The following is a 10940-nucleotide window of genomic DNA, read 5'->3' as shown; positions in this document are numbered from 1 at the left end:
GGGCGACGAAGGGTGTGCTCATCGAGCCGCGTGCCATGTCTCCGATCCTCGCAGCAGCCACCCACGCGCCGCACTCACCAGCGGGTGCGCGGGCTGCACGGGCCGCAGCGAGCCGTCGGGCCGGGCGGTGGCCGCAGGGGCCGTCGCGCCGGAGTCCTCGGTGTCGTGGTCGTCCCCGACCGGGATCCCGCGCAGCGCCGTGAACAGGCGCTCGTGGCGGTAGGCGAGCTCGGCGTCGAGGGCGGGTCCCCAGAAGTCAGCCATGGTGTCCTCCTCATGAACGCCGGACGATCTGCCCGGCTCTCGTTGACAACCACGACTCTGGTCGTGAGGGGGAGGGTGCCGGATCGGTCGGTCGACGGGTCCTGAGCAGCTGATCCGGCAGATGTCCGTCTGAGGCTTGGCCAGCGGGACCTGAGGTGGGGGTGCCGGTGTCTGAGGTACCTCAGAAGGAGCAGGATGGGCGCATGGGACTCGTCCAGGTGGCCCAGCACGCCGAGGACCTCGACCGCGCCGCGGCCTTCTACTCCGACCTGCTCGGAGCGCCGCCGACGGCCCGGTTCGACCCGCMCGGGCTCCTCTTCTTCGACCTCGACGGGGTCCGGCTCCTGCTCGACGTCGGCGCCCCCTCCGCGCTGCTCTACCTGCGGGTGGACGACGTCGCCGCGACGATCGAGCGTCTGCGCAGCCGCGGCGTCGTGGTCGAGTCCGAGCCGCACGTGATCTTCCGGCACGAGGACGAGACCCTGGGCCCGGCGGGCACCGACGAGTGGCACGCGTTCGTCCGCGACTCCGAGGGCAACCTGGTCGGGCTGGTCAGCCAGCTGCCCTGACCGCTCCCGTCCGCGGGACCTGTGGCCCTACTGGCGCCTCGAGCCGAGGGCCATACCTGGAGTGTCCGCACCGTCGCGGACACCCCCGTGCCGGGGGCGGAGCAGCTTGAGGAGTGCACACCATGGACACCATGAAGGCCGCGGTCGTCCGGTCGTTCAGCAGCGACCTGGACGTCGCGGACGTCGCCATCCCCACCGTCGGCCCGCACGAGGCGCTGGTGCGCGTCGACTACTCCGGGGTGTGCCACACCGACCTGCACGCGGCCCACGGCGACTGGCCGGTCAAGCCCACGCCGCCGTTCATCCCCGGGCATGAGGGCGTCGGGCACGTCGTCGCGGTGGGCGAGGACGTCACCCGCGTCGCCGTCGGGGACCTCGTCGGCAACGCGTGGCTCTGGTCCGCCTGCGGCGAGTGCGAGTACTGCCAGACCGGCTGGGAGACGCTGTGCCCGAACCAGCGCAACGGCGGCTACTCCGTGGACGGGTCCTTCGGGCAGTACATGGTCGTGGACTCGCGCTACTGCCCGGTGATCCCTGACGGGGTGGACCCCGCCGGCGCGGCACCCGTCCTCTGTGCAGGCGTCACGGTCTACAAGGGCCTGAAGATGACCGACACCAAGCCCGGCGAGTGGGTGCTGGTCTCCGGGATCGGCGGCCTGGGCCACCTCGCCGTGCAGTACGCCGTCGCGATGGGCCGCCGGGTCGCCGCCGTCGACGTCGACGAGTCCAAGCTGGCCCTGGCCACCAAGCACGGCGCCGAGGTCGTGGTCAACGCGTCGCTCGAGGACGACCCGGCCGCCCGGCTGCAGGAGCGCACCGGTGGCGTGCACGGCGCGCTGGTCACCGCCGTGAACGGGACCGCGTTCCCGCAGGCGGTCCGTGCGCTGCGGCGCGGCGGCACGGTCGCCCTGGTCGGGCTGCCGCCCGAGCAGTTCCCGCTCGACATCTTCACCACGGTGCTCTTCGGGCTCACGGTCCGTGGGTCGATCGTCGGGACGCGCAAGGACATGGCCGAGGCGCTCGACTTCTWCGCCCGTGGACTGGTCAGCCCGACGTACACGACGCGTCCGCTCGCCGAGATCAACACGATCTTCGCCGAGATGCAGCGCGGTGAGATCGACGGCCGGGTCGTGATGGACATGCGCGGCTGAGCCGGGACCAACGACCCAGATGATGAGGTAAGGCTCCACTAACGTCCGGAGCGGTGCCGGGGACGAGCCCCGGGTCGCCAGGACGGGTGGGGCGATGGATGTGCGGCTGCGGGACCTTCCCCGAGGGGCCTGCGCGACCGTGGTGGGCGTCGAGGGCGCAGCACCCTCGACGCTCGCCCGCCTGCGCGACCTCGGCTTCCGGCCGGGCTGCGAGGTCGTCTGCGTGAGGCGTGCACCGTGGGGGAGCCCGGTGCTCTTCCGGGTCGGGGAGTCCGACCTGTGCCTGCGCCGGGACCTGTCCGCGCTCGTCGTGGTCGAGGTCCTGCCGTGAGCGCGACGTGCCACGACGCTCCCGCGGCACCGACGGCGACCGGCCTCCGCCAGGTCGCCATGGTCGGCTGCCCGAACGCCGGCAAGTCCAGCGTCTTCAACCACCTCACCGGGCTGCACGTGCGGACCGCGAACTATCCGGGCGTCACGGTCACCCGCGCCGTCGGGACGATCACGGGCACGGTGGACGGCGCGCCGGCGTCCGTCGCGGTGACCGACCTGCCGGGCACCTACGGCCTGGACCCGGTCAGCCCCGACGAGCAGGTCGTCGCGGACCACCTGGCGGGCCGGATCCCCGGCCTGCCCCGTCCCGACGCGCTCCTCCTCGTGGTCGACGCCACCACGCTGCGGCGCTCGTTGCAGCTGGTCGCCCGGACGCTGGCGACGGGGCGGCCGTGCGCCCTGGCGGTGACGATGATGGACGAGCTGCGTGCCCGGGGCGGTCGGCTGGACCTCGCGCTGCTCGCCGCCGCGGTCGGCGTGCCGGTGCACGAGGTGCAGGGCAACCGTGGCAAGGGGATCCCCGCGCTGCGTCAGGAGGTGCTGGGCTGGAGCTCGTGGCCGTCCGCCGTGGTGCCCCCGCCCGCCGAGGACCCGGCCGAGCTGGATGCCTGGATCTCGTCGGTGGTGCACCGTGCGCGCTATACGCCGGCCGGCGCACCGGGACGGACCCGCGCCATCGACCGCGTGCTGCTGCACCCGGTCGGCGGCGTCGCCGCGTTCCTCGTCGTGATGTTCGCGTTCTTCCAGGCGATCTTCGCCCTGGCGGCGCCCGCCATGGGCCTGATCGAGCAGGTGTTCGCCGCGCTGTCGTCACTGGCGATCGAGCACATCGGGCCCCCGGTGCTCGCCGACTTCGTCGGCACGGCCCTGATCGGCGGGGTCGGCGGCGTGCTGGTCTTCCTCCCGCAGATCGCCCTGCTCTTCCTCCTGCTCTCGCTGCTGGAGGGCGTCGGGTACCTGGCCCGCGCGGCGATGCTGATGGACCGCGTCATGGAGGTGAGCGGGCTGGACGGGCGCGCGTTCGTCGCGATGCTCTCCTCGGTGGCGTGCGCGGTGCCGGGGATCATGGCGACGCGGACGCTGCCGTCCTCGCGCGACCGGTTGGCCACCATGCTGTCCGCGCCGTTGATGACCTGCTCCGCGCGACTGCCCGTCTACCTGCTCCTGGTGGGCATGCTCGTGCCGGCCGACGCGGCCTGGGGGCCTGTCGGCATGCGTGGCCTGGCGATGCTCGCGCTCTACCTGGCCGGCGGGATCTCCGCGCTCGTCGTCGCCTCGGTGCTCAAGTCCACCGTGCTGCGCGCCGGCGGGCTGCCCTTCTACCTCGAGCTGCCGCCGTACCGGTTGCCGTCGGTGCGCGCCGTGGCGCAGGCCGTCGGGGGAGCGGTCGGGGCGTTCCTGCGCAAGATGGCCACGATCATCCTCGGCGCGACGGTCGTGCTCTGGGCGCTCATGACCTTCCCGACGCACTCCACCGAGACGGCGTCGATGGCCCCGGCGGACGCGTCGGCCTACCAGCTCGACCACAGCTACGCCGCGGCGGTCGGCCGGGCCGTCGAACCGGCGACCGCACCGTTGGGCTTCGACTGGCGCATCGACGTCGGCCTGCTCGGTGCGATGGCCGCCCGGGAGGTCTTCGTCTCGACGATGGGCCAGATCGCCGCGTCCAGCGACACCGAGCATCCCGCCGAGGCCCTCGAGGCGATGACCTGGGACAGCGGACCGCGTGCGGGGACGCCGATCTTCACCGCGCCGACGATCGTCGCGCTGCTGACCTTCTTCGTGTACGCGATGCAGTGCTTCGCCACCCTGGCGGTGCTGCGCCGCGAGTCCAACTCCTGGCGCTGGCCGGCGCTCGCGTTCACCTACATGACCGCGCTGGCGTGGGTGATGGCGTGGATCGCGCGTGCCGTCACGATCGGGCTCACGGGATGACCCTGCTCCCGCTGCACCCGGAGACCACCGCCGATCCGAGCACGGTGGCCTGGTACGTAGGCCCGACGCCTCCGACGCCTCCGTCGCCGACCGAGCCGTCTGCGCTCCTCGCGCTACGGGACGCCGGCGTCCTCGACTCGTTCGTTTTCGGGCCCGAGCACGTCCGCACCACGCTGGCCCCCGGGCGCACCTGGGCCGAGGAGTCGGCGCGGGTGCGCGACGCCGTGCGCGCGGGCCTGGCCACGGCGCCGTCCGGGCGGGACGAGCGGGACCGTCTGCTCCTGGCGGCGGCCCGGGAGGTCGTCGGCGACATCGTCGGCCCGTTCGCCCGGTCCCACGGCGGGCGGATCACGCTGGCCGCGGTCTGCGACGGGCGCGTCACCGTGCACCTGGACGGCGCCTGCCACGGGTGCCCCGCGGCGGCCGTCACCTTGCGCGCGCGCCTCGAGCGCGAGCTGCGGGCCCGGTGTCCCTGGCTGGTGGGCGTCGAGGAGGCGAGCAGCACCGCCCAGCAGCCTGCGGTTCACTCGGACGCGTCGGCGGTCCCCCCAGGCAGGAACGGACCGCGTCGGGCACTCTGGGCGGGTGGGTGATGTGCGAGATCTCCGGAGCGCCGCGAGCGTGCGCCGTCGAGACGCCCAGACCCTCGCCGGCGAGCTGGTGGTCCAGGCGGAGCGCTCGGCCCCTCGGGCCGTCCGGCACTGGGTCATGCGCACCATCGCCGACGCCGGCGTCGGTGGGGCCTCCAACCAGGTCGTCGAGCTGCTGACGGCGGAGCTGGTGTCCAATGCGGTCGTGCACGGTCCCGAGGCGGGCGACGTGCGGGTCGAGGTCCGGATCGACGGCGCGACCGTCCACGTGGGGGTCCGGGACGCGGGCGGGGGCACGCCCACGGTCGCCCACCCGGAGCCGACCGCGCCGAGCGGCCGTGGTCTGGCGCTCGTCGAGGCGCTGTCCTCCGACYGGGGCATCCAGACCCACGCGGACGGCAAGACGGTGTGGTTCGAGGTCGTGACCGACGACTGACCGGGCCCGCGCCGTTCGACACGCCCGGCATGTCCGGCAGTGCCGGATCTCACGCGGAGGTCCCTGACCGCTGCTCACGGGGTCCCCTGCGGGCGGTCGTAGTGCCCTGGCCTGCGCCTCGACAGTGCGCGCAGGGCCTGTGCAGCGTAGTTTCGGGGGCGGACGACCAGAAGCGAGGGGCAACCAGACCATGAGTGAGCGCACCGACGGGCAGAACACGTCGACGACGACGACGCGACTGCCGGACATCCGTGCCGAGGTGCGCGAGGACGGTACGGGGGAGATCTCCGTCGACGGCGTCATCGAGCGGGTGCGCATGGCGACCCTCGCCGAGGCGGGCGCCGCGATCACGAGCCGCATCGCCGGGCTGGCGGGCTCCCTCGGGCAGCCCGTCCCGGTGCAGGTGCGGGACCCCGACGGCGTCTGGTCCCTGCTGATCCACCCGGACGGCCTGGTCGACGAGGCGCCGGGGGACGCGGCGGACAGCGCGCAGGACTCCGGCCCGATCGAGGTGGTCGACGCGAAGCCCGCTCCGGACCGCCCGGCCACGTCGGCCACCGTCACCTCCAGCCCCGAGGCGGTGCCCTCCGCCTCCGTGCCCTCCACCCCGTCGGGGGGTCTGCCGGTCACCCCGGCCCCCGCGAGCTCACCGACCGCCCCGCCGACGCCCAACCGCGGGCCTGCCGCGACGCGCGGCGCCTCCGTACGGCCGCAGGAGGAGAGCCCGGCGACCCCCGACAACGACCTCGCCGGCGCTGCGGGGCCGACCCCGGCCCGTGCGGCCACGGCGCCGGTGGCCGCGTCGTCGCTCCCGACCCTCGACGACCTCCTGGCCGCGCGGCACCCCGCCGCCACCGGTGGTCCCGCCGAGCACGGCTGGCAGGCGGGCATCCGCCGGCTCACGTTCGGGGGAATCTCGCCCGGTCCCGGCCGCGACGAGCGGCGTCGGCGGATCGCGTCGGCCTCGGTGCGGCGCACGCTCGACGGACCCAAGACGATCGTCGTCATCAACCCCAAGGGCGGCGCCCACAAGACGACCGCGACGATGCTGCTGGCCGCGACGTTCGGGCTGCAGCGCGGCGGGTACACGCTCGCGTGGGACAACAACGAGACCCGCGGCACCCTCGGCTGGCGCTCGTCGCACGCCGACCACACCCGCACGGCCGTGGACCTGCTCAACGCGCTGCCCGCGCTCGGCACCGAGGGCACGGTCCGGATCGGTGACCTCGACGGGTTCGTCCGGACGCAGCCCAGCGAGCAGTTCGACGTGCTGGCGTCCGACGAGAACTCGGCGTCCGCCTCGTCGGTCGACGCCGACTCGTTCACGTCGCTGCACCAGGTGCTCTCGCGCTTCTACCGGGTGCTCGTCATCGACACCGGCAACAACATGCGGGCCTCGAACTGGCAGGCCGCCGTGGGTGCCGCCGACCAGATCGTCGTCGTCTCGACCGTCCGCGAGGACACCGCGCAGTCGGCCGCCTGGGCACTGGACGCGCTGCGGGCCACCGGCCACGACGAGGCGGTCCGCCGCGCGGTCACCGTGCTGTCGGCGCCGGAGCCGAAGGTCGACAAGGACCTGCAGAAGCGCCTCCGGTCCCACTTCGGCGCCCTCACCCGGGCCGTCCTGGAGGTGCCGCACGACAAGGCGCTCGTCGCCGGCGGGCCCATCGACTACGAGGCCCTGAGCACGACCACCCGCGACGCGTGGCTCCGCGTCACCGCCGTGGTGGCCGACGGCCTCTGAGAACTCGCCCGCAGGGGCGTGCAAGATCTGGTGCGCTCGCGACAGAGTGCAGGTGTAGGCCTTCGTCCGACCACCACCAGGGGAGCACCGTGCCGTCGCGGACATCGAGCACGCCGGACAGCGAGACCGGCGACGTGCCGACCGACGTCGGGGACAGCGGGCACGACGCAGCCTGGTTCGAGGCGCTGGTCCGCGAGCACGCGACCGCGGTGCACCGCTTCGTCGTCCGTCGCGCGGGCCGCGACGAGGCCGAGGACCTCGCGGCCGACGTGCTGACGGTCGCGTGGCGCCGCCGCGCGGACGTCCCCGACGGCGCCGAGCTGCCCTGGCTGTACCGGACCGCGGGGTTCGTCGTCGCCAACCACCGCCGCAAGGGGCGGCCGATCCCGGTCGCCGACGTGCCGGACGAGATCGACTCCGACGACCCGGCCGTGCGTGCGGTGCAGGAGGAGCGCGTGCGCGAGGTGCTCGGCGCCCTSAGTGCCCGCGACCGCGAGGTCCTGCTGCTCAACGCGTGGGAGGGGCTCACCGGCGACGCGCTGGCCCAGGTGCTCGGCATCGGCCGCGGCGGGGCGGACGCCGCGCTCAGCCGGGCACGGGCCCGGTTGCGCGAGGTATGGGCGGCTGCCGAGTCCTGAGCTGCAAGGTGCGGGCCCCTCGGCACACATGAGGGGTAGAGGAGCACCGCACCCGGACCAGGAGGCAGCATCGTGGACGACCGAACGAACAACGAGCCCACCGACGACGTCGCGTTCGCCCGCGTCCAGGCGGCCGACCCCGCCGCGGGCAGCGAGCCGAACCTGCCGGCGCTCTACGCGGCCGTGGCGGAGGGCACGGGTGTCACCGTGTCCGCCCCGCAGGACGAGCTCGCGGCGCGCCGCAGCCGGCGTGCACCGCGCTGGCTCTCCATCGCCGCCGCGGTGGCAGGCGTCGCCGTGATCGGCGGGGGCAGCTACGCGTTCGGCCTCACCAACGCGCCGGAGACGGTGGCGTCGGCGCCGGCGATCACGCTCGGTCAGGCGCCGGCCCCCGAGGCCGCCCGGGACGAGGCCGCGACGTCGATGGCCGCGGGTGGGCAGGACGCCGCCAAGCTGATGTACCCCTGGTACGGGGGCCGGACGGTGTTCACCGCCGACGGGCTGTCCACCGAGGGCGGCTCGGGCGAGGCCCGGGGCTTCGACGCGGCGGGCACGTACTCCGAGGCGACGGTCGTCGCTGCCGCGGCGGCGCWCGGCGTGGCCGGGCAGCCCCGGCTGGAGTACGGCACCTGGACGGTCGGCCCGAACGACGGCTCCGCCCCGTCCGTGTCGCTGTCCCCGGACGGCCTCGCGAGCCTGTCGTACTACGACCCGACGCGGGACCCGTGGAACTGCGCGGTCTCGGCACCCGACAGCGGCGGGTCGGTGGAGGGCGGGGCTGCCGACGGCGGGGTCGCGCTCCCGGAGCCGGCGATCGACGGCGGACAGTCCAAGTGCCCGACCCCCGTGAACGCGCCGACGGGGGACGCTGCGGCCCAGCAGGCGAAGGACGTGCTCGCGTCGCTGGGCATCGACACCGCCGGCTACGAGTTCGCGGTCTCGACGGAGCCGTCCACCCCGCAGCTCACCTACGTCACCGCCAGCCAGTCGCTCGACGGGCAGCTCACGGGGGTGACCGCGAGCGTCACGGTCGTCGCCGACGGGGTGCAGTCGGTGTACGCACCGCTCGCGCCGATGGTGGACCTGGGCACGTACGACGTCGTCAGCCCGACCGAGGCCGTCGAGCGCCTGGGCGACCCGCGGTTCGGCGTCTCGGGCGGGGGCGGCGTGATGCCGCTGGCCGCCGAGGGCATGCGCGCGGCGGACGACTCCGTCGTCTCCCCGGAGATGACCGAGCCGACCGTTCCCGCCACGCCGGAGGCCGGGAGCCCGCTGGCGTGGCCGGTGCAGGAGGTCACGCTGGTCTCCGCCCGGCTGGGGGTCGCGTTGACCACCCTGCCGACCGGGGCGTCGGTGCTGGTGCCCACGTACGAGCTCGCGGACGCCGACGGTGTCACGTGGAGCGTCATCGCGGTCGTGGACGACCAGCTGGACTTCTCCGCAGCGGGCTGACTCCCCCCGGAAGCTCTGCGGAGAGAGCACGAAGGCCGGCCGGCGTCGGAGGGGATGCCGACCGGCCTTCGTCATGCCCGCCGGGAACAACGTGAGTCGCGTTCTGACCCCCCGAAGAGCGACCCACGCTGTTCTCGTCCGGGGCCGCGGTCCCGAGCATGTGATCAGAGCCGGTATCGGGCCTCGTCGCGCAGTCAACGACATGGTCGGCGGTTGCTGACAGACTCGCGGGCATGGGTGAGCGGACCGAGAAGCTGCTGTTGCTGGACACCGCGTCGTTGTACTTCCGGGCGTACTTCGGCGTTCCCGACTCCGTGAAGGCGCCCGACGGGACGCCCGTGAACGCGGTCCGCGGGCTGCTCGACATGATCGCGCGGCTGGTCAACGACCACCGGCCGACGCGGCTGGTCATGTGCTGGGACGACGACTGGCGCCCGCAGTTCCGCGTCGACGCGATCCCGTCGTACAAGGCGCACCGGGTGGCCGTGGAGGTGCCCGGCACGACGGGCGTCGAGGAGGTGCCGGACACCCTGTCGCCGCAGGTGCCGATCATCGTCGAGGTGCTCGCGGCGCTCGGCATCGCGCGCGTCGGGGTGCCCGGCTACGAGGCCGACGACGTCATCGGCACCCTGGTCGCGCGCGAGGTCGCGAAGAAGGACCGCGCGCCCGTGGACGTCATCACGGGGGACCGGGACCTGTTCCAGCTGGTCGACGACAGCGTGCCGGTGCGGGTGCTCTACACGATCCGGGGCATCAAGGACCTGATGGCCATCGACCAGGCGGTGCTCAAGGAGAAGTACGCGGTCGCGTCGGGACCCGGGTACGCCGACATGGCCGTGCTGCGCGGGGACCCGAGCGACGGGCTGCCCGGTGTGCCGGGGATCGGCGAGAAGACGGCCGCGCAGCTGGTGCACCGGTACGGGTCGCTGGACGGGATCCTCGCCGCGCGCGACGCCGGCGACGCCGGGCTGACCGCGACGCAGCGGAAGCGGTTGATCGAGGCGGCGGACTACCTGGCGGTCGCGCCGGCCGTCGTCCGGGTGGCACCGGACGCGCCCGTGGGGGAGCTCGACGACCGGTTGCCGAGCGTCGTCGCGGACGCCGAGGCGCTCGTCACGCTGGCGCAGGCGTGGGGGCTGTCGTCGAGCGTGAAGAGGGTGGTGGACGCCCTCAGCGGGTGAAAGTCAGGGACGGAAACGAAATCGGACGTATCAGACATGGACAGGCGTCCTCCTGCTGGGACGTGCGTTACCGACCGGTAGCCACGCCCCCGCCGGAGATCCCCGGCACCCTGCGCCCCGACCCCGGGGTCTCGACCGGAAAGGCACGTCCCATGTCCTCTGCCCGCACCCTGACGTCCACCGCGCGACCCGCGGCGCGGACGTCGGCCCCCGTGCCGAGCAACACGTTCGCTCCCGCCCTCCCGCCGGCCTCGATGGTCGACCGCGCGGTCGGCGGACTGGCGAGCGTGCTGACCCGCTACTCGATCACCGCGCTGCGGATCAGCCTCGGGCTGGTGTTCCTCGGCTTCGGCGTCCTGAAGTTCTTCCCCGGCATGAGCCCGGCGGCGGAGCTGGCCGAGCGGACCATCGGCACGCTGACGTTCGGCCTCGTCGGCCCCACGGCGGCGCTGCTGCTCACCGCGATCATGGAGACCGTCATCGGGCTCACGCTGGTCACGGGTCTGTTCTTGCGCACCGGCCTGGTCGTCCTCGCCGCTGCACTGGTCGGCATCATGTCGCCGGTCGTGCTCTTCTACGGCGAGCTGTTCCCCGCCGGCGGACCGACCCTCACGGGTCAGTACGTGCTGAAGGACATCGTGCTCGCC

12 protein-coding genes are annotated in these 10940 nt (G+C 73.8%); 11 read left to right on the top strand and 1 reads right to left on the bottom strand.

Going from position 1 to position 10940, the window contains the following annotated elements; translation table 11 throughout:
• Positions 1–18: 18 nt before the first annotated feature.
• Positions 19–264, bottom strand: a complete 246-nt coding sequence (locus AC1DUQ_RS08845; RefSeq protein WP_477059896.1) for a hypothetical protein — start codon at positions 262–264, stop codon at positions 19–21.
• Positions 265–467: 203 nt separating this feature from the next.
• Between AC1DUQ_RS08845 and AC1DUQ_RS08840 the strand changes: the two genes are divergently transcribed.
• From AC1DUQ_RS08840 to AC1DUQ_RS08790, 11 genes are all read left to right on the top strand, one after another.
• Positions 468–833, top strand: coding sequence for a VOC family protein (locus tag AC1DUQ_RS08840; RefSeq protein WP_477073666.1), 366 nt, complete (start codon positions 468–470; stop codon positions 831–833).
• Between the two features lie 122 nt (positions 834–955).
• Positions 956–1984 (top strand): alcohol dehydrogenase AdhP, encoded by a 1029-nt coding sequence (adhP, locus tag AC1DUQ_RS08835; RefSeq protein WP_477073665.1) that lies wholly within the window; start codon positions 956–958, stop codon positions 1982–1984.
• 94 nt (positions 1985–2078) lie between these two features.
• Complete coding sequence (locus AC1DUQ_RS08830; protein ID WP_477059899.1) at positions 2079–2315, top strand: FeoA family protein; 237 nt, start codon at positions 2079–2081, stop codon at positions 2313–2315.
• On the top strand, positions 2312–4252 hold the full coding sequence (gene feoB / locus AC1DUQ_RS08825; protein WP_477059900.1) for a ferrous iron transporter B: 1941 nt from the start codon (positions 2312–2314) through the stop codon (positions 4250–4252). The genes AC1DUQ_RS08830 and feoB overlap by 4 nt, the downstream gene beginning before the upstream one ends.
• Complete coding sequence (locus AC1DUQ_RS08820) at positions 4249–4845, top strand: NifU family protein (protein ID WP_477059901.1); 597 nt, start codon at positions 4249–4251, stop codon at positions 4843–4845. Before feoB ends, AC1DUQ_RS08820 begins: the two co-directional genes overlap by 4 nt.
• Positions 4846–4873: 28 nt before the next feature.
• Entirely contained in the window at positions 4874–5278 is a 405-nt protein-coding gene (locus AC1DUQ_RS08815) for an ATP-binding protein (RefSeq protein ID WP_477073664.1), read from the top strand.
• Between the two features lie 190 nt (positions 5279–5468).
• Positions 5469–7022 (top strand): MinD/ParA family ATP-binding protein, encoded by a 1554-nt coding sequence (locus AC1DUQ_RS08810; RefSeq protein ID WP_477059903.1) that lies wholly within the window; start codon positions 5469–5471, stop codon positions 7020–7022.
• Positions 7023–7111: 89 nt separating this feature from the next.
• The gene (locus AC1DUQ_RS08805) at positions 7112–7660 is read left to right on the top strand and encodes an RNA polymerase sigma factor (RefSeq protein WP_477059904.1); all 549 of its coding nucleotides are present in this window, start codon (positions 7112–7114) and stop codon (positions 7658–7660) included.
• A 72-nt stretch (positions 7661–7732) separates the two neighbouring features.
• A complete protein-coding gene (locus AC1DUQ_RS08800; RefSeq protein ID WP_477073663.1) occupies positions 7733–9112 on the top strand; it encodes a hypothetical protein in 1380 nt (459 codons plus the stop codon).
• Between the two features lie 233 nt (positions 9113–9345).
• Positions 9346–10293: a 5'-3' exonuclease gene (locus AC1DUQ_RS08795; RefSeq protein WP_477059906.1), complete on the top strand. Its 948-nt coding sequence runs from the start codon at positions 9346–9348 to the stop codon at positions 10291–10293.
• A gap of 152 nt (positions 10294–10445) precedes the next feature.
• On the top strand, positions 10446–10940 hold a 495-nt coding region (locus AC1DUQ_RS08790; protein ID WP_477073662.1), incomplete at its 3' end, for a DoxX family protein.

The organism is Cellulomonas sp. P4_B5_2 (assembly GCF_056402235.1).
The sequence above is the reverse complement of the archived record's forward strand: the minus strand, read 5'-3'. Positions and strand labels throughout refer to the sequence as shown.